General features: G+C 74.8%; 17 protein-coding genes. 8 read left to right on the top strand and 9 right to left on the bottom strand.

The genetic code is table 11. The features are described from left to right. The first annotated feature begins 159 nt into the window (after positions 1-159). Positions 160-1,272 (top strand): LacI family DNA-binding transcriptional regulator, encoded by a 1,113-nt coding sequence (locus ACZ3IL_RS20815; RefSeq protein WP_467392063.1) that lies wholly within the window; start codon positions 160-162, stop codon positions 1,270-1,272. Between the two features lie 244 nt (positions 1,273-1,516). Here the strand turns inward: ACZ3IL_RS20815 and ACZ3IL_RS20810 are convergent, their stop codons facing one another. Both ACZ3IL_RS20810 and ppk2 read right to left on the bottom strand, forming a co-directional pair. Next, on the bottom strand, positions 1,517-2,497 hold the full coding sequence (locus ACZ3IL_RS20810; protein WP_467392002.1) for a TIGR03557 family F420-dependent LLM class oxidoreductase: 981 nt from the start codon (positions 2,495-2,497) through the stop codon (positions 1,517-1,519). Positions 2,498-2,764: 267 nt separating this feature from the next. Beyond that, positions 2,765-3,760, bottom strand: coding sequence for a polyphosphate kinase 2 (ppk2, locus tag ACZ3IL_RS20805; RefSeq protein WP_467392000.1), 996 nt, complete (start codon positions 3,758-3,760; stop codon positions 2,765-2,767). A 146-nt stretch (positions 3,761-3,906) separates the two neighbouring features. Here ppk2 and ACZ3IL_RS20800 point away from each other — a divergent pair, with 146 nt between their 5' ends. From ACZ3IL_RS20800 to ACZ3IL_RS20790, 3 genes are all read left to right on the top strand, one after another. Beyond that, positions 3,907-5,637, top strand: coding sequence for a bifunctional phosphatase PAP2/diacylglycerol kinase family protein (locus ACZ3IL_RS20800; RefSeq protein WP_467391998.1), 1,731 nt, complete (start codon positions 3,907-3,909; stop codon positions 5,635-5,637). Continuing rightward, positions 5,603-6,580, top strand: a complete 978-nt coding sequence (locus tag ACZ3IL_RS20795; RefSeq protein ID WP_467391996.1) for a YihY/virulence factor BrkB family protein — start codon at positions 5,603-5,605, stop codon at positions 6,578-6,580. Before ACZ3IL_RS20800 ends, ACZ3IL_RS20795 begins: the two co-directional genes overlap by 35 nt. Positions 6,581-6,684: 104 nt before the next feature. Further along, positions 6,685-7,497, top strand: coding sequence for a phosphatase PAP2 family protein (locus tag ACZ3IL_RS20790; protein ID WP_467391994.1), 813 nt, complete (start codon positions 6,685-6,687; stop codon positions 7,495-7,497). A 69-nt stretch (positions 7,498-7,566) separates the two neighbouring features. On the opposite strand, the gene ACZ3IL_RS20785 is transcribed toward ACZ3IL_RS20790, so the two are convergent. The 6 genes from ACZ3IL_RS20785 to ACZ3IL_RS20760 form a co-directional block, all read right to left on the bottom strand. Then, complete coding sequence (locus ACZ3IL_RS20785; RefSeq protein ID WP_467391992.1) at positions 7,567-7,788, bottom strand: hypothetical protein; 222 nt, start codon at positions 7,786-7,788, stop codon at positions 7,567-7,569. A gap of 95 nt (positions 7,789-7,883) precedes the next feature. Next, on the bottom strand, positions 7,884-9,635 hold the full coding sequence (locus ACZ3IL_RS20780) for an alpha-amylase family protein (RefSeq protein ID WP_467391990.1): 1,752 nt from the start codon (positions 9,633-9,635) through the stop codon (positions 7,884-7,886). Then, positions 9,632-10,630 (bottom strand): TIGR03885 family FMN-dependent LLM class oxidoreductase, encoded by a 999-nt coding sequence (locus ACZ3IL_RS20775; protein ID WP_467391988.1) that lies wholly within the window; start codon positions 10,628-10,630, stop codon positions 9,632-9,634. Before ACZ3IL_RS20775 ends, ACZ3IL_RS20780 begins: the two co-directional genes overlap by 4 nt. A 52-nt stretch (positions 10,631-10,682) precedes the next feature. Then, the gene (locus tag ACZ3IL_RS20770; protein ID WP_467391986.1) at positions 10,683-12,383 is read right to left on the bottom strand and encodes a glycoside hydrolase family 13 protein; all 1,701 of its coding nucleotides are present in this window, start codon (positions 12,381-12,383) and stop codon (positions 10,683-10,685) included. Positions 12,384-12,621: 238 nt separating this feature from the next. Next, a complete protein-coding gene (locus ACZ3IL_RS20765; protein ID WP_467391984.1) occupies positions 12,622-13,227 on the bottom strand; it encodes a hypothetical protein in 606 nt (201 codons plus the stop codon). After that, the gene (locus tag ACZ3IL_RS20760) at positions 13,224-13,976 is read right to left on the bottom strand and encodes an alpha/beta fold hydrolase (protein ID WP_467391982.1); all 753 of its coding nucleotides are present in this window, start codon (positions 13,974-13,976) and stop codon (positions 13,224-13,226) included. The genes ACZ3IL_RS20765 and ACZ3IL_RS20760 overlap by 4 nt, the downstream gene beginning before the upstream one ends. 358 nt (positions 13,977-14,334) lie before the next feature. Between ACZ3IL_RS20760 and ACZ3IL_RS20755 the strand changes: the two genes are divergently transcribed. After that, on the top strand, positions 14,335-15,087 hold the full coding sequence (locus tag ACZ3IL_RS20755; protein ID WP_467391980.1) for a D-Ala-D-Ala carboxypeptidase family metallohydrolase: 753 nt from the start codon (positions 14,335-14,337) through the stop codon (positions 15,085-15,087). Between the two features lie 103 nt (positions 15,088-15,190). Beyond that, complete coding sequence (locus tag ACZ3IL_RS20750) at positions 15,191-15,484, top strand: YkvA family protein (RefSeq protein ID WP_467391978.1); 294 nt, start codon at positions 15,191-15,193, stop codon at positions 15,482-15,484. A 96-nt stretch (positions 15,485-15,580) separates the two neighbouring features. Here ACZ3IL_RS20750 and ACZ3IL_RS20745 read toward each other — a convergent pair whose 3' ends face one another. Further along, complete coding sequence (locus tag ACZ3IL_RS20745; protein WP_467391976.1) at positions 15,581-15,955, bottom strand: PRC-barrel domain-containing protein; 375 nt, start codon at positions 15,953-15,955, stop codon at positions 15,581-15,583. A 433-nt stretch (positions 15,956-16,388) separates the two neighbouring features. Here ACZ3IL_RS20745 and ACZ3IL_RS20740 point away from each other — a divergent pair, with 433 nt between their 5' ends. After that, on the top strand, positions 16,389-17,666 hold the full coding sequence (locus tag ACZ3IL_RS20740; RefSeq protein WP_467391974.1) for a PP2C family protein-serine/threonine phosphatase: 1,278 nt from the start codon (positions 16,389-16,391) through the stop codon (positions 17,664-17,666). Between the two features lie 57 nt (positions 17,667-17,723). After that, positions 17,724-18,473: a ZIP family metal transporter gene (locus ACZ3IL_RS20735; protein WP_467391972.1), complete on the top strand. Its 750-nt coding sequence runs from the start codon at positions 17,724-17,726 to the stop codon at positions 18,471-18,473. The last annotated feature ends 16 nt before the right edge of the window (positions 18,474-18,489 follow it).

The raw sequence follows: 18,489 nt of genomic DNA, 5'->3' as shown, positions 1-18,489 counted from the left end.
CGGTAAAACAAGAGTCGCGGTACGAAAAAATCGCCCCGGGGGGAGGGGCTTCGGCGGCGGGAACGGCCGGGGTGAGAGGGTGCGTTGACCCCCGTCCCGGGGGCGCGGTACTTTGCGACCGCCTTCCGATCGGTGAAGCCGGGGTGTTCCATGGTGACGATGCGGGACGTGGCCGAACGTGCCGGCGTCACCAAGCAGACCGTGTCCAACGTGCTCTCCGGCCGCGTCGCCGTGCGGCCGGCCACGGAGGCACGGGTACGGGCGGCCATCGCCGAACTCGGCTACGTCCCCAATCTGGTGGCGCGCTCCCTGGCCACGGGCAGCACCCGGACGGTGGGCCTCTTCGTCCCGACCGTGTCCACCGCCTTCTACGCGGAGCTGGCCGAGGAGGTGGAGGACGCCCTCGAGGAGCGCGGCCACCGTCTGCTGCTCTGCACCACCCGCCGCGACGGGGCGCGCGCCCGGAGGCACCTCGCCGGGCTGACCAGCCGGTCGGTCGACGCCCTCCTCATCGCGGGCGACCAGGGGCTGACCGACCACCTCCCGCTGCTGTCCCGCACCCGCTTCCCCGTCGTCCTGTGCGCCTGGGAGACGCGGGTCCCCGCCGGCTTCCCGGTCGTCACCGTCGACTACGAGCACGGGGGGTACCTCGCCGGGCGTCACCTCCGGGAACTCGGCCACGAGGACGTGGCCGTCCTGGCGAGCCCGGCGCACGCGATGCGGGTGAACGGCTTCCGCCGCGCGTTCGCCGAAGACGGCCTGGAGATTCCCGACGGGGCCGTGCGCCTGGTGCCGGAGCCCTCGTTCAGGAGCGGGATCGCGGCGGCCCTGGAGGCCCTGGAGGCCGGTCCGGCGGCGACCGCGCTGTTCGCCACGCACGACGTGCTCGCCGTCGGGGCCCTCGAAGCCGCGCGTGACAAGGGGTACTCGGTCCCGGGAGACCTGTCGGTGGTCGCCCACGACGACACGCCGGAAGGGCTGCTCGCCCGCCCCGCCCTCACCGGCGTCGCCCTGCCCACCGGGGAGATGGCGCGCGAGGCGGTCGGGGTGCTCCTCGACGCGGTCGGCGGCGTCCGGCCCGCCGGGCCGCACCGGCGCCTGCTGCTTCCGCGCCTGGTCGTCCGCGACAGCACGACGCCGCCCGCCCACGGGCCCGCCGCGGACCGCGGCGGCTCCGGGGCCCCGGCCGGTGCCGGGACGGCCGGTTCCGCTACGGGCGCCGCCGGCGGCGGGGCGCGGGGCGCTCGCCGGGCCCCGGAACGGGACGGGTGATCAGTTCGCTCGCGGGGCCCCACGAGCGGGCGGACTGCTCGTCCGGCCGCGCACGGCCCGGGGCCGGGGCCCGAACGTTTCGGGTCCCGAACCGCCCGGCGGGACGGGCACGCGGGGGGGGCAGCCCCCGGGTGCCGTGTGCGGTGCCGTGTGCGGTGTCTTCCCGGGCGGTGGGGTCCACGCGGCCGTCCCGCGCTCCGGCGACGCCCTCCCGCGCGGTGCTCCCGGGCCCCGCACGGGCCGGTCAGGACGCCCCGGCGCCGGGGGTCAGACGGCGGAGCGGCCCGTCGAGTTCCCGCTGGTAGAAGTCCATGAAACCGTCGGGGTCGGGGCCCGCGTTCTGCATCACCAGCCGGTCGAACCCGGCGTCGACGAACTCCTGGGCGACTTCCAGGTAGCGGTTCCGGTCGGAGCCGCAGGCGAACCTGGCGAGGATGTCCTCCTCGCGGACCGTGGTGGTCGCGGCCTCGAAGTTGACCGGGTTGGGCAGCTCGCTCATGACCTTCCAGCCGGAGAGGGCCCACCGGGTGGTCCTGAGCGCCTCCCGGGCCGCGGTGTGCTCGTCCTCCGCCCAGGCCATGGGGACCTCCGCGTACCCGGGGCCGGTGCCCCCGGCGTCCCGGTAGTGGCGCACGATCTCCGGCTTCTGCTCCGTGGCGAAGAGCCCGTCGCCGAGTTCGGCGGCGAGCCGCGCCGCCCGGCGGCCGCCGGCGGCCACGGCGATCGGCGGGAGCTCGGACGGGAGGTCGAAGATCCGCGCGTCCGCCAGCCGGAGGTGCTTGCCCTCGTACGACCGGTACCCTCCGCTCCACAGCAGGCGGATGATCTCCAGCGCCTCGCGCAGCAGCTCGTGGCGCTCCTGGACGGTGTCGGGGAACCCCCGGCCGACGACGTGCTCGTTGAGGCGTTCGCCGGAGCCGACGCCGAGGACGAAGCGTCCGTCGGACACCAGGGCGAGCGTCGCCGCCGCCTGGGCGATGATCGCCGGGTGGTAGCGGATCGAGGGGCAGGTCACCCCGGTCGCGAGACCGATGCGCTCGGTCTTCGCGGCGATGGCGCCCAGGACCGTCCAGGTGAAGGACGAGTGGCCCTGGTTGTCCAGCCAGGGGTGGAAGTGGTCGCTCATCTCCACGAAGTCGAAGCCGGCGGCCTCGGCCGCGACGGCCTGCCGGATGATTTCTTCCGGCCCGAAGGCCTCCGAGGCCAGCTTGTACCCGATTTCCATCTGTCGTTCGTTCCTCTCTGTCACCGATCGCGTCCCGGCGCGTCTGCCGTGCCCCGGCGGGGTGCCCCGTGACGCGCCCGGGGGCGGGCCGTCGCCGGTCCCCGCCCCCGTTCCGGTGCCCGTCCGCCACGGCGGGCCGGACCGTCGCCCGGGGCCGGCCCGTACGGCACGCACCGGACCACTCTCCCCCGCCGCCCGGCGTCGCGCGACCGCGCGCCGGTGGCCCGGGAGGCCCGGGGGCGGGGTGCCCGGGGCGTCTCCCGGCGGTCAGCGGCCCGGGTGTTCCCCCGGGCCCTTCCGGGCCGGAACCAGGGGGGTGGGAGAGAGGTCGGTCATCTCCTCACCCGGTTCGAGGAGGGTGTCCGCCGCTCCCACGATGAGCGGATCGGGCGTACCGGCCGCCTTCTCGTCCTTGTTGGCGTAGTCGATCCGCGCCAGGAGGCTGCGCATGGCCTCCAGGCGACCGCGCCGCTTGTCGTTGCTCTTGACCACGGTCCACGGCGCGTGGTCGGTGTCCGTCTCCCGGAACATGGCGACCTTGGCGGTGGTGTAGTCGTCCCAGCGGTCGAGGGAGGAGAGGTCGGTGGGCGAGAGCTTCCACTGCCGCACCGGATCGACCTGGCGGATGGCGAAGCGGGTGCGCTGTTCGGAGCGGGAGACGGAGAACCAGAACTTCACGAGGTGGATGCCGTCCTCGACCAGCATGCGTTCGAACAGCGGGCACTGGTGGAGGAAGAGCCTGTACTCCTCCTCGGTGCAGAACCCCATCACCCGCTCGACCCCCGCCCGGTTGTACCAGGAGCGGTCGAAGAAGACGATCTCGCCGGGCCCCGGGAGGTGGGCCACGTAGCGCTGGAAGTACCACTGCCCGGCCTCGCGCTCGGTCGGCTTGTCCAGGGCGACGATCCGGGCGCTGCGGGGATTGAGCCGTTCGGTGAACCGCTGGATGGTGCCGCCCTTGCCGGCGGCGTCCCGGCCCTCGCACAGCACCACGATCCGGGCGCCGGTGTCCTTGGCCCAGCGCTGCAGCTTGAGGAGTTCGATCTGCAGGATCCGCTTCTGCCGTTCGTACTCGGTACGGCGCACCTTCCTGGTGTACGGGTAGTTCTCCCGCCAGGTGCGGATGGGCTCGCCGGTGGCGCTGAGCAGGACGGGCTGTTCGGGCCGGGTGGTGTCCACACTGAGGCCTTCGAGCAGGTCCGGTCCGGAGACGGCCGTGCCCCGTCCCCCGCTCGCGTCGCCGGTCCTGTCCTGGTCGGTCATGGCACCCCGTTCCGCTCGTCATCGTGTTCGACGCTGAGCCTGTACCCGCTGTCCCCGGTTTCACCGGGTCCCGCCGGCCCGGTGGGACCCGGACCGGCGGGCCCCGGCGCGCGCATGACTCGTCCCGGGCGGGTAACACGGCCGCAATGACGAACGCACACGACACGGGAGGCAGACCCGGCCTTCCGCTCCTGCTGCTGCCCGTGCAGGCGGCCCTGATGGCCGGGCTGGGGCTGCTGGTCACCGGTCCCCTGGCGGACCCGGGGCCGCTGGCGGAGGAGGACGGCGTCAACCGGCTCCTGGCCGCCCACCGCACCCCGGCCGCCACCACGTTCACCGACTGGCTGTCCCTGCTGGCCGACACCCAGAGCGTGATCGTCGTGACGTTCCTGTGCGCGGTCGCCCTGCTGTGGGTGCCCGGCGGGCCCCGGTGGCGCGAGGCCGCCTTCCTGGCCCTGTCCGTGGCGGTACAGTCCGCCGTCTTCCTGCTGGTCACCCTCGTCGTGAACCGGGACCGCCCCGGTGTGCCCCACCTGGACGCGGCGCCGCCGACGTCCAGCTTCCCCTCCGGGCACGTCGGGGCCGCCACGGCCCTCTTCGGGGGGCTGGCCGTGCTGGCGGCCCGAAACCTGCGCGGCACCCGGCGGCACGTCGTGGTGGCGCTGCTCCTGCTGGTTCCGCCGGCCGTGGCGTTCTCCCGGGTGTACCGGGGCATGCACCATCCCTCCGACGTGGTGGCCGGGCTGCTGAACGGTGCCTGCGTGCTGGCGCTCCTGGCGTTCGCGCTGCTGCCGCCGCGCTCCCGGGACGAGACCGCCCTTCCGGTCCCGGCCGCCCGCGCGGCGGGGCGGGCCGTCGTGGTGCGCCATCCGCACGGGTGCGGCGACGAGACGGCGGCCCGGGTGCGGGACGTCCTGCTGCGGCACGGGTACGCGGAGCAGCGGTGGACGGACACGACGCCCGGAGCTCCGGCCGGGGACCTGCGCCGGTACCTGACCGGGGGCGGGGCCGGCGGGGCGGAGACCGGTCCCGCCGATCTGGTCGTCGCCTGCGGCGGGGACGGCACCGTGCGCGCCTGTGCCGACGTGCTGGCCGGGACCGGGGTCCCCCTGGCGATCGTCCCCTGCGGCACCGGGAACCTCCTCGCCCGCAACCTGCGGCTGCCGGCCGACCCGGCGGCCGCCCTGCGCGAGGGCCTGTCCGGACGGACCGCCGGGCTCGACGTGGGGCGGATCGAGGGCGACGGGCTGGAACCGACCCGGTTCGCGGTCATGGCGGGCGCCGGGTTCGACGCCGCCATGGTCCAGGACGCCTCGGTGCGGCTCAAGAAGAACCTGGGCTGGCCCGCGTACGCCCTGTCGGCCGTGCGGCACCTGCGGGACCCCCGGATGCGGCTGTCGATCCGGCTCGACGGGGGCGCTCCGCTGGAACGGCGGGCCCGCATGGTCGTCATCGGCAACGTCGGCACCCTCCAGGGCGGGCTGCCGCTGCTGCCCGGGGCGCGGCCCGACAGCGGCCGGCTGGAGGTGGTCCTGCTCGATCCGCGCGGGGTGACCGGCTGGCTCGCCGCCGCCGGGTACCTCGCCGCCCGCGTGCCGGGCGGGCGGGCGGCGCGCCCGTCCGGCGTCCGGGAGCGGCCCGTCGCGCACGGCGCGCTGGAGTACTTCGGGGCGAGCCGTGTCGAGCTGCGTTTCGCCCGTCCCCAGCCGCGCGAGGTCGACGGCGACGTCTTCCCGGCGGGTACCCGGCTGACCGCGGAGGTCGAGCCGGGGGCGCTGCGGGTGTGCCTGCCCTCCCCGGCTCCGGCCCGCGGGGCGGCCCGAGCCGGGGAGGAGGAGCCGCATGGGCACCGCGACGCGCGTACCGCAGCGCAGTGAGGTCAAGGCCCTGGAGGCCGAGCTGCGCCTCCGGGGCGAGACCCTGTCCGGCGAGGAGGCATGGGCCGCGCTGCGCCGCCACGGGGGCTGGTCCCTCGTGCGGGACTCCTTCGTGCGGTTCCGCTACGCCGACGGGTTCAGCCACTCCCGTGCCCTCGCCCTGCAGACCGTCCTGGCGATCCTTCCCTTCGGCATCGCGGTCATAGGGCTGTCGGGCGTGCTGCACACCGAGGACATCGGCCGGATCGCCGAGCTGACGATACGGCGGATCAGCGGGCCCAGCCAGGACGTCGTGGACGACGCCCTGCGGGAGAGCCGCCGGCACGCCGGGGACGGCGGTGCGGCGGCCCTCTGGCTCGGCCTGCTGTTCTCGGTGTCCAACGTGACCACCGGCATGTGCCAGGTGGAACGCGGTGCCAACCGCATCTACGGCGTCGAGCGGGACCGTCCGTTCCTGCACAAGTACGTCCGGGGGCTCGTGATGGCGGTCCTGGCGGGGCTGCCCCTCGGGCTGAGCTTCTGCCTGACCGTGCTGGGGTCCGACCTGAGCCGCGCCCTGACCGAGGTCTACCACCTCGGTCCGGGCACCTACCGTGCCTGGGACCTGCTGCGCTGGCCCGTCGGCATCCTGCTGGCCGTCATCGCCACCAGCGTCATCTTCCGCCGCTCGCCCCGGCGCGCCCAGCCGGGGCACACCTGGCTCGCGTTCGGCGCCGCCGTCCATCTGGTGCTGTGGCTGGGCGCGACGTGGGCGCTGAGCCTGTACGTGGGTTCCGGCGGCTCCTTCACCACCGTGTACGGGCCGCTGAGCGCGTTCATGGCGCTGCTGCTGTGGTCGTACCTCACCTCGCTCGCGCTCTTCCTGGGGCTGTCCTTCGCCGCCCAGCTGGAGGCCGTGCGGGCGGGGGTGGCCGCCCCGGTCACCGAGGACCCGGGGGTGTGAGCCGTGGAGCCCGCGCGCCGCCGGGCCGGGGCCCGTCCCGGCCCCCTCCCCCGCTCTCCTCTCCGGCCTCTCCGTCCCCCGCACCGAAAGGAACCGTACCGACCATGACAGAGCGTTCCGCCCGGCCCCGGTGGCGTCGTCTCGTGCGGCTCACGGCCGGACACGGCGGGCCCGACGCGCGGTTCGGCGCGCGGCTGCTGGCGGGCACCGTCCTCACCGGTCTGGCCGCCGTCCCGTTCTCCCTCGCGCTGGTGCTGGTGGAGTCGCGCTGGGCGCCGCTGCACCGGCTCGACCGGGGCGTGGCCGAGCGGCTGCACCGTTCCGCGCTCGACCATCCCGCCTGGGTGCGGGTGCTGGACTTCCTCACGCACGTCGCGTGGGGGCCGCTGACCATGCGGCTCCTGGTGGCCGCGGTGGTGGTGTGGCTCCTGTGGCGGCGGGCCGTGCGGCTGGCCGCCTGGGCGGCCGTCACCGCGACGGCCGGCGGGCTGGTGGGGCTGCTGGTGAAGAACGCGGTCGAACGGGCCCGGCCGCACCTGCCCGATCCCGTCTCCCACGCGCCCGGCTTCTCCTTCCCCTCCGGGCATGCCATGACGGCCTTGACCTCCTGCGCCGTGCTGCTGCTCGTCCTGCTCCCGCTGGTCCCGCGCGCGTGGCGGCCGCTGCCCTGGGTCCTGGCGGCGGTGGCGGTGCTCGGCGTGGGCTACACGCGGGTCGCGCTCGGCGTGCACTGGGTGAGCGACGTGGTCGGCGGCTGGCTGCTCGGGGCGGCGGTGGTCACCGCGACCACGGTCGCCTTCGAGGCGTGGCGCGCGGACGTCGGGCGCCCCCGCACCACACCGGCCCAGGGCCTGGAGCCCGAGATCACGACCGGTACCCCGGAGCCGGAACCGGCCGAACGGCCCGGACCCCGGTGACGCGGGGGCGTCACCGGGGTCCGGTGCGGTCCGGGGCCGGTGTCCGGCCCGGGCGGCGGGGGCAGGCCGTCAGGCCGTCTCGTCCGCGCCGCCCGTCCGGTGCCCGTCCGCACGGCGCCGGGCGTCCTCCTGGGCGCTCCGGCTGGGCGTGAGGGCGTCGGCGGCCTCCCCGTCGCGGGGGCCCGCGTCGTCCCGTACGTCCGTCTCGGCGTCCTCGAACTCCGCCAGGACCTCTTCGGCGGCGGTCCGGGGGTGGTCCGTGTTCTTCCCGGTCGTGTGGTGGTGCGTCATGCCTCTCCTCTTTTCCCTGCCTCGTGCGTCCCTTGCGTACGCATGCCGCTACCCGGCGCCGTGCGCTTCACGCCCCGCCGGGCGGGGGAGCCGGGTCAGCCGCGGTCCGGGGCGACGGCGCCCCCGGGGCGGCGGGCCTCCTCGGGGCCCGGCCGGACGGCGGTGGTGCGTTCCGGATCGTCCAGCGGGGTGTTCACCCGCAGCCAGCGGTAGCCGTACGGTTCCAGGTCGACGCTCACGCGGCCGCCGGCCGCCGCCCTGACGGTGTCGCCGGTGAACAGGTCGGTGAGGAGGCGGCCGCCCCTGAGGCCGGGCACGGCCGTGGTCGCGCCGGTCTGCCGGGCGGAGAAGTTGTGCAGCGCGAGGACCGCCCCCTCCGGGAGCGAGCCGATGTGGGCCAGTACCCCGGGGTCGTCCACGTCGAGCACCTCGGTGCGGCCCCAGGCCAGTTCGGGTGCCTCGCGGTACCGCTCGATCAGGGTCCGTACGCGGGTGAGCAGCGAGTCCGGGTCGTGTGCCTGGTCCCGGACGTTCACCCGCTTCGGCCCGTACGCGCCCCGGGTGACCGGGTTGGGGAAGGCGTCCTCCCCGGCGGTGGAGAAGCCGGCGCCCCTGTCCGCCGTCCACTGCATGGGGGTGCGGACGGCCTGCCGGCCCTCCGCGGCGAGGTTCTCGCCCATCCCGATCTCCTCGCCGTAGAAGAGGACGGGCGTGCCGGGCAGGGTGAAGAGGAGGCTGTGGGCCAGCTCCACGCGCCGGCGGTCGCCGCCGACCATGGGCGGCAGCCTGCGGCGCAGTCCCCGGCCGTAGAGCCGCATGTCCTCGTCGGGGCCGAAGGCGGCGAACACCTCGGCGCGTTCGCCGTCGTCGAGCTTGTCGAGCGTCAGTTCGTCGTGGTTGCGGACGAAGGTCGCCCAGTGTCCGTCGCGGGGGGCCTCCGGGCGTTCCCGCAGGGCCTCCGCCAGCGGCCCGGCCTCTCCGCGCGCGAAGGAGAGGTACATCTTCTGCATGCCGATGAAGTCGAAGCACATGGTCAGTTCGTCGCCCCGGCCGGACTCCGGGTCGCCGAAGAACTCCATGGTGTCGGGGTAGGGCAGGTTCACCTCGCCCAGGAGGACCGCCTCCCCGTTGCGGCGTCCCAGGAAGGCCCGCAGGTCGGCCAGGTACGCGTGCGGGTCGGGCAGGTCGTCCGCGTCCTTCTGGCCGTCGGTCTCCAGGAGGAAGGGGACCGCGTCGACGCGGAAGCCGGACAGGCCCAGCTGCGTCCAGAAGCCGATAATGCGCGCTATCTCGTCGCGCACCGCGGGGTTGGCCACGTTGAGGTCGGGCTGCTGCCGGTAGAAGCGGTGCAGGTAGTACTGGCCGGTCTTCTCGTCGTACTCCCACAGGCTCTTCTCGGCGTCGGGGAAGACGACGCCGCGGGGTCCGTCCTCGGGCGGCTCGTCGCACCAGACGTACCAGTCGCGGCGGGGGGACGCACGGTCGGAGCGGGCCTCGCGGAACCAGGGGTGCTGGTCGGAGGTGTGGTTGACGACCAGGTCGGCGATGACCCGGATGCCCCGGTCGCGGGCGGTCCGCACGAACTCGGTGAAGTCCCCGAGGGTGCCCAGGCGCGGGTCGACGGCGTAGAAGTCGGTGATGTCGTAGCCGTCGTCGCGTTCCCGGGTCGGGTAGAACGGCATCAGCCACACGCAGGTGACGCCGAGGCGGACGAGGTGGTCGATCCGCTGGGTCAGGCCCGCGAAGTCCCCGATGCCGTCGCCGTCGCCGTCCTGGTAGGTCTCCACGTCCAGGCAGTAGACGACCGCGTTCTTCCACCACAGGTCGGAGGTCCGGGTCAGTCTCATCGGGCGTCCCCCGCCCGCGCGGGAGCGGCCGGGGCCGTGTCGAGCCGGGGCAGCACCTTGTCGCCGAACGCGTCGATGAAGGCGCTCTGTTCACGGCCGACGTGGTGGAGCATGATCGTGTCGAAGCCGAGGTCGGCGTACTCCTGGAGCCAGGCGGCGTGCTGTCCGAGGTCGGCCGAGACGTTGACGCTCCCGGTGACCCGTTCCGGGGTGACGTGCTCGCTGACGGAGTCGAAGAGTTCGGCCGTGTCGAGGTCCCAGCTCGCCGGCGGTCCGTGCACGTTGGTGCGCCACTGGTCGTGGGCGACGGCGAGGGCGGTGTCCGGGTCGGGGTCCCAGCTGAGGTGGACCTGGAGGTACAGGGGGCCGGTGCCGCCGGCGGAGCGGTAGGCGTCGGCGATGCGGCGCAGGCGTTCGCGCGGGGCGTTGACGGTGATCAGTCCGTCGGCCCACGGGGCGCACCAGCTCGCGGTGGCCTCGCTGCACGCGGCGCCGATCAGCGGCGGCACGGTCTCGGGGCGGGTCCACAGCCTGGCCCGGTCCACGGTCACCAGCCCGTCGTGGCTGACCTCCTCGCCGCGCAGCAGGGCCCTGATGACGTCGACGCACTCGCGCAGCCGCGCGTTGCGGACGTCCTTGCGCGGCCACCGGTCGCCGGTGATGTGCTCGTTGGACGCCTCGCCGCTGCCCAGGGCCGCCCAGAAGCGGCCCGGGTACATGGCGGCGAGGGTGCCGACGGCCTGGGCGACGATCGCGGGGTGGTAGCGCTGCCCGGGCGCGTTGACGACGCCGAAGGGAACGCGGTCGGTGGCCTGGAGGGCGGCGCCGAGCCAGGACCACGCGAATCCCGACTCGCCCTGGCGGGCGCTCCAGGGCGAGAAGTGGTCCGAGCACATGGCGGCGCCGAAGCCGGCCTCCTCCGCGCGGACCACGGCGGCCAGGAGGTCGCCGGGCGGGACCTGTTCGTGCGAGGCGTGGAATCCGTAGACGGTCATGGGACGCGCCTACCCCGGGGGGCGGGGATCATCGGGGGCGCGTCCCCGCGCCTCACCCGGTGCGCCGGTGCACCCTCGCCTCCCAGGGGGCGAGGACCGCGCGCCCGTGTTCCGGCGGGGCGGACGGCCCGTTGGCCAGGAGGAGTTCGGTGCCCTCCCAGCCGCCGGGAAGGTCCACGGTGACGGTGTCGCCCGTGAAGTTGCCGAGGACCAGCAGCGTGGTCGCCGCGTGGCGGCGGGTGAAGGCGTACACGCGCTCGTCGTCGGGCAGCAGCATGGTGAAGTCGCCGTGCACGACGGCCGGTTCCTCGTGGCGCAGGGCGATCAGGCGCCGGTAGTGGTGGTAGACGGAGCCGGGGTCCGCGCGGGCGGCGGCGGCGTTGATCACGGTGTGGTCCGGGTTGACCGGGAGCCAGGGGGTGCCGGTGGTGAAGCCGGCCTGCGGTGAGGCGTCCCACTGCATGGGGGTGCGGGCGTTGTCCCGCCCCATGGCCCGCAGCCCGGGCAGGACGTCCTCGGGTTCCGCCCCCGCGCGCAGCGCCTCCGCGTAGTGGTTCAGGGATTCGATGTCCCGGAAGTCCTCGATGGTGCGCAGGGGCGCGTTGGCCATGCCCAGTTCCTCCCCCTGGTAGACGTAGGGGGTGCCCCGGTGCAGGTGCAGGACGGTGGCCAGCATGGTCGCGGACCGGGTCCGGTGGAGGGGGCCGTCGTCGCCGAACCGGGAGACGGCACGGGGCTGGTCGTGGTTGTTCCAGTAGAGGCTGTTCCAGCCGACGTCCGCGAGGCCGGTCTGCCAGCGGCCCAGGGACGCCTTCAGGTCGGTCAGCCGGAGGGGACGCGGGTCGAACTTGTGGGCGCCGTGGTCGAGTCCGACGTGTTCGAACTGGAACACCATGTCGAGTTCGGCGCGGCGCGGGTCGGTGAACAGCCGGGCCTGCTCGACGGTCACGCCGGGCATCTCCCCCACCGTGAGCAGGCGGCCGGGGTGGCGGGCCATGACCTCCCGGTGCATCTCCCGGAGGTACTCGTGGATGCGGGGGCCGCAGACGTAGGAGGGTGATCCGTCGCCGTACGGGCCGTCGCCGCGCAGCGCGCCGTCGGGCAGGGCGGGGTCCTTGGAGACGAGGTTGACGACGTCCATCCGGAAGCCGTCCACGCCCCGCTCCAGCCACCACCGCATCATCGCGTACACGGCCTCGCGCACCCGCGGGTTCTCCCAGTTGAGGTCGGGCTGCTTCGGGGAGAACAGGTGGAGGTAGTACGCGTCGCTCGCGGGGTCGCGCGTCCAGGCGGGGCCGGAGAAGAACGAGCCCCAGTTGTTGGGTTCGCGGCCGTCGCGCGGCGGGCGCCACCAGTACCAGTCGCGCTTGGGGCTGCCGGGGTCGCGCGACTCCCGGAACCAGGGGTGTTCGTCGGAGGTGTGGTTGACGACCAGGTCCATGATCAGCTTCATGCCGCGTCCGTGCACCGCCGCGAGGAGGCGGTCGAAGGCCGCCAGGTCGCCGAAGACGGGGTCGACGTCCTGGTAGTCGCTGATGTCGTAGCCGTTGTTGTCCTGCGGCGACGGGTAGACGGGCGAGAGCCACAGGACGTCCACCCCGAGGTCCGCGAGGTGGTCCAGGCGGGCGGTGATGCCGTCCAGGTCCCCGATGCCGTCGCCGTCGGAGTCGGCGAAGCTGCGGGGGTAGATCTGGTAGACGACGGCGGACTTCCACCACGCGTCGTCGTCCTTCGTCACGCTGCCGGGCGTCATCGGCGTCCTCCTCCGGGCGTCGGGTCACGGGCCATGGGTTCCCTTTCCCGTGCGCGGCGGCCGAACCGGGGCGGTTCGGCACCGGGCCCGTGTTCGTGCCTGTGTTCGTGCCCGTGCCCGTGTTCGTGTCCGTGCCCGGGTCCGGGCCCGTCTCCGTCCGCTTGTCCGCGCTCGCGCCTGTTCCCTCCCCCGCCCCCGCTTCCGGGAGCCCGCGACCGCCGGGGCGCGGCCGGGTCGTTCAGCCGCCGTCCCGGTTCCGGGCCGGGCCGCGCCGTCCGCGTGTCACCGCGAGCACGCCCCCCACGACGGCGATCAGCGCGATGGCCAGGGCGATGCTGACCCAGCCCTCGGTGTTCCAGTACACGTCCTCCAGGCTGATCAGCAGCGCCGCCTCGTCGACGATCAGGGCCATGCCGACGCCGTAGGCGAGCCCCATCCAGGCCCGCGCGCGTGCGGAGCGCTTCACCAGGCCCGCCGCTCCCACCACCGCGAGCAGCAGGATGCCCCACACGTAGTGGTGGATGTGCACGCCGCCGGCCTGCACGTCCCCCACTCCGGCCACGTCGATGTGGATCAGCCAGGTGAGCAGGCGCATGCAGCCGAAGGTGAGGGCGAACCCCCACCACGCGAGGACGAAGCCCCGGCGTTCCGAGGAGATGCCGGGCAGCAGGCGCAGCCACGGCGACCGGTGGACCCTGCCGGCGGACGGTACCCGGTGGGCCGCGTGCGAGGACGTCGTCCCGTGGGCCGGGGACGGGGACGGAGGATGGTCGGACGGGGACGGGGACGGGGACGGAGGGTGGTCGGACGAGTCGGACGAGTCGGACGGGTGCGGTGACTTCATGCCTTCTCCCCTGCCGTGAACCTCTCGATCAGCCCGGCCACCGCTTCCGGCGCGCTGTAGTGCGCGGCGTGCGCGGCGCCCGGCACCTCGGCCGCGCGCCCGTCGGCGACCAGCCGTGCCACCCGCCGGGTCCAGGCCTCGGAGGCGATGGTGTCACCCGCCCCGCGCACGACGAGCGTCGGCGCGTCGATCCGGGCCAGATGCCCCTCGAACGCCCCGGCGGCGTCCCGCAGGGCGTGGCGCAGGGACGCGGCGAAACGGAGGGGCCCGGTGAACAGGTAGTCCGCCGCGGCCACCCCGACCAGGGAGGGTGGTTCCCGGAACGCGTCCGCGAGCAGCCGGCCGCCCTGGCGCCGGACGGACGCCCCCGGGGTGAGGGCCGGGCCCAGCAGGACGAGGCGGTGGACCAGGCAGGGGTGGCGGGCGGCGAGGGCCGCGACCACCTGGCAGCCGACCGAGTTGGCCACCAGCAGGCTCGGCCCCGGCACGAGCCGCCGGTGCCAGCGGGCGAGGGCTTCGGCGGCCCGCCCCACGTCGGGCATCCGGCGGGCGGCGAACCGCGACCGCGCGTTGCCCGGCAGGTCCGGTACGAGCACGGTGGCCCCGTTCGCCGCCAGCCGGCGCGCCAGCGGCACGAAGTAACGGCCCGACAGTCCGAGCCCGTGCACCAGCACCGCGGTCGGCACGCCCGCGCGGGGCGGGGGCCCGAAGGAGCGGGTGAAGAGGCCGGCGTGGATGCGCTGTTCCATGCGTCCACTATCACCCGTCCGGGAGTTCGTACGCGTCCGGCCCGGGGCCGGGGAGCGGCGCCCGCGACGTGAACGGCGCAGGTCACGGCGCGGCCGGGCCGGGGCCCGGGGCGCGTACGGGTCCTTCCGGCCGGCGTGCCGTTCCCGGGCGGGCGGGGACACCGCCGCCGTTCGCCGCGCGCCGGTCACGGCCCGTCGCCCGGCCGCCCGCCCGGGAGCGGCGTCCTCGCGCGGAGCCCGCCGCCCGGCGGCGCCGGGCCGGCGCGTGACGGCGGGTTGACGGGCGGGGGCGGGGGCGCCAGTCTCGGGGTGCCCGTCCCCGCGGACCGCGCCGCGTCCGCACGACCCTGGAGGCCCGATGGCCCGCCGCACCGCACGCTCCCTCTCCCTGCGCCCGTTCCTCTCTATTGTCATGACCATGGCTTTATCGTCGATCGGGGTGATGGCCACCTCGGGCACCGCGCGGGCCGACGGCTGCCGGACCTGGTCGCGCACCCTCTCCCAGGGCGCGTCCGGCGACGACGTCACGGCGCTTCAGATCCGTGTGGCCGGTTACCCCGGCTACGGCGGGGTGCTCGCCGTCGACGGCGTCTACGGACCGGGAACCGCCGCCGCCGTCAAGCGCTTCCAGGCCGCCTACGGGCTGGTCGCCGACGGCATCGCGGGACCCGCGACGTTCAGCGCGATCTACGCGCTCCAGGACGACGACTGCACCCCCGTCCACTTCACCTACGCGGAGCTGAACACCTGCAACACCACCTGGGCGGGAGGCGCGGTGAGCGCCGCCACCGCCAAGTCCAACGCCCTGCGCACCATGTGGAAGCTGGAGGCCCTCCGGCACGCCCTCGGTGACCAGCCCCTGCGCGTCACCAGCGGCTTCCGGAGCCAGGCCTGCAACAGCGCGGTCGGCGGCGCCTCCTCCAGCCGTCACCTGTACGGCGACGCGGCCGACCTCGGAGCCGGTCCCCACTCGCTGTGCCGGCTCGCCCAGCAGGCGCGCAACCACGGCTTCAACGGCATCCTCGGACCCGGTTACCCGGGACACGGCGACCACACCCACGTCGATCACCGGGCCGGCCGCTTCTGGTCCGCCTCCGGCTGCGGCATCTGACCCTCCCCCCCCCCGGAGAGGGCGGGAACGCGGGAACGCGGAGAGCGGCGCGGCACGGCGCGGCGGGGCCGGTGCGGTCCGGGAGACGGGGTAGGAGAGCGCCATGGACAGCTCCCTCTGGTTCGTGGTGGCCGCGGTTCTCGTGCTCGTGACGGCGGGGTTCGCGGCCGTTCTGCTCGTCCGCGTCCTCCGCACCCGCAAACTGCTGCTGGACGCCGGTGTGCCCCTGCGTTCCAAGGCCCTCTTCTGGACGGCCGTGATCTACACGGTGTCCCCGGTCGACCTGATCCCCGACCCGGTCTACCTGGACGACATCGGCGTCCTCCTGGTGGCCCTGCGGGCCCTGCACTCCGCGGCCTCCGGGATCGGGACGGACCGCGAGAAGCCGTCCGGCTGAACGGGACCGGCGCGCGGGGGCGGCGTGCCGCCCGCCGCCCCCGCGCGGAGGGGCGGCCCCGCCGTGCGGGGCCGCCCCTCCGTGTCCGTCCGGGCCTCAGACGGGGCCCGGCCCCGCCCCGGACCCCCCGCCCGTCCGGTAGTACACCGCGATCTCCTCCCGGCGCTGCCGGTCCGCCAGGTGCTCGTCGGCGCGGAACTCCGGCGCCCCCTTGATCCGGTCCCTGGTCAGGCCGATGTGGACGGTCTTCCCCTCCAGGTCGATCCGCGTCACCGTGCTCGCCGGGAGGAGCACCTCCCTGCCGAAGATCCACACGCCGGTGTCGACGACCAGATAGGCGTCACCGGCCTCTTCGGAGTGCTTGTCGACCTTCCCGACGTGCCCGTCGGTCGCCTCGACCCGCCATCCGGCCAGATCGGTGCCCACCAGATGGGCGAATGCCTGTCCGTAGCTCCACACGTTCTCCGCCATGCCGATCGCTCCTCCGTCCTCTGCTCTTCTCCCGGACCGCGTCACGCGCCGCCCCGGGCGGCGGCGGCGACCCGCCGCGGTCCCGGGGAGCCCGTCTGCCCCGGCGGGCGCGGGCCACACCCGTACGGCCGGACGGGCGGCGCGGTTCCCGGGGCCGGCGCGGGTCCCGGACCGGCCCGTTCCCCGGTCCCGGCGACCGGGGAACGGCGGCCGTCGTCTGCGAGGATGACCGCATGGACGTATGCCGTGGGAACCGCGTGACCGTGACCCGACGGGCCTGGGCGCCCGCGGTGACGCCGACGCGCGGACCCGGGCGCGTCCGGGGCGCGCGGCGCCCGGCGGTGCCGGGGCCGGCCCCGGCGGGACACCGTTCCCGGTCCCTCGCCCGGGAGAAGACCGCCGCGGCCCCCGCCGTGTCCGCGGGGGCCTCCCGATGACACGCGGGGCCGACGGCGGGGCGGCACGCGGGAGCGAGGACACGGGCCGGGAAGCGGCGGACGGGCGGACGGGGTTTCCCTCTTTCCTGGAGGAGAGCGCCGAGGACCTGTACGAGCACGCTCCCTGCGGCTACCTGTCCACCCTGCCGGACGGGCGGATCGTACGGATCAACGCCACCCTGCTGGAGTGGCTCGGCCACGCGCGGGACGACCTCGTGGGCCGCGCGCGCTTCTCCGACCTGCTCACCGTCGGCGGACGGCTCTACCACGAGACCCATTACGCCCCCCTGTTGCGGATGCAGGGCCGGATCAACGGCATCGCCCTGGAGCTGAAGGCAGCCGACGGTTCCCGTCTGCCCGTCATCGTCACCTCGACGGTGCGGACCGGGGACGACGGGGAGCCGTCGCTGATCCGCACCGTCGTCCTCGACGCCCGGGACCGGCGCGCCTACGAGGCGGAACTGCTGCGCGCCCGCAGGAAGGCCGACCGGGAACGCGACCGCCTCCAGGACCTGGCCACCACCCTGCAGAGGACCCTGCTGCCCCCGGCACTGGCGAACGTGGCGGGCCTGGACGTCGCCGCGTACTACCACATCGCCTCCCCCGACGAGGTCGGCGGCGACTTCTACGACCTCTTCCCCCTGTCCGCCGGCACCTGGGGGCTGTTCCTGGGCGACGTGTGCGGCAAGGGGGCCGAGGCGGCGGCCCTCACCTCCCTGACCCGCTACACCCTGCGCGCCGCCGCCGTCTACGACTCCGATCCGGCCGCCGTGCTCGACAACCTCAACAGGGTCCTGAACCACGAGTACAACGGCGACGACCCCCGGTTCTGCACCGTCCTCTTCGGCCTGCTCACCCCGGACCGGGAGCGGGGCGGCTTCCGCATCACCCTGGCCGGGGGCGGGCATCCCCCGGCCCTGCTGATGCGCGCCGACGGCACCGCCGACTACCTCCCCACCCCCGGCGGGCAGCTCATCGGCGTCCTCCCCGACGTCCACATCGCCACCACCACGGTCCGTCTGCTTCCCGGCGACACCCTGTTGCTGTACACCGACGGCCTCACCGAGGCCCGTACCCCCGGCGACGGCGAGGGCCGGTACGGCGACGACGCCCTCCTCGACTTCGGTCGCGCGCTGGCCCCCACCACGGCGTCGGACGCCGTCGGCGCGGTCCGCGACCTGCTCGGCGTCCTCGGCGCCGGCGTCGACGACGACACCGCCGTCCTGGCCGTCCACGTGCCGCTCCGGGCCGGTGTTCCCGCGTCTCCGGGGTAGGCACACCACGTCCGGCGGGGCACGGTGCCTCCGTGAACGGTGGCGAAAGGGGCGGTTGTGGGCGGTGCGTTGATCGCGGGGGCGTGGGGTCTGTTCGCGGGGGCGGCCCTGCTCGTGGGGGCGGCCGTCGGCTCGCTGGTGCGGGTCCCTCCCCGGCTGATCGCCCTCGTCATGGCCTTCGGCAGCGGCGTTCTGATGTCGGCGGTGTCGTTCGAGCTGATCGCCGAGGCGTACGAGCGTTCCGGCATGGCGCCGGTGGTCGGCGGGGCGGTCGGCGGGGCGGTCGTCTACTCGGGGGCCAACGCCCTGCTGGCGCGCCGCGGCGCCCGGCACCGCAAGCGCTCCGGGGACCAGCAGCCGTCCGAGGCCGAGGCGCCGGGCTCGGGGAACGCGATCGCGCTGGGGGCCCTCCTGGACGGGATACCCGAGTCCGTCGTCATCGGCACCAGCCTGCTGGGGGGCGGGCACCTGGGCGTGGCGACGGTCGGGGCGGTGTTCGTCAGCAACCTCCCCGAGGGCCTGGCCAGTTCCGCCGGAATGCGCGGCGCCGGGCGCAGCCGCCGGTACGTGTTCACCCTGTGGGGCGGCATCGCCGTCGCCGGCGGTCTGGCCGCGCTGGCCGGGTACACGGTGCTGGGCGGCGCGTCGGAGACGGTGATGGCGGCGATCACCGCCGTGGCCGGCGGAGCGATCCTGGCGATGATCGCGGACACGATGATCCCCGAGGCCTACAGCAGGGTGCACCTGATGACCGGGCTCGTCACCGTGGCCGGGTTCCTGTCGGCGTTCGCCCTCTCGCACGTCTGAGGCGGCGCGTTCCCGG

Source organism: Streptomyces sp. NPDC014907 (assembly GCF_055562975.1).
The sequence above is the reverse complement of the archived record's forward strand: the minus strand, read 5'-3'. Positions and strand labels throughout refer to the sequence as shown.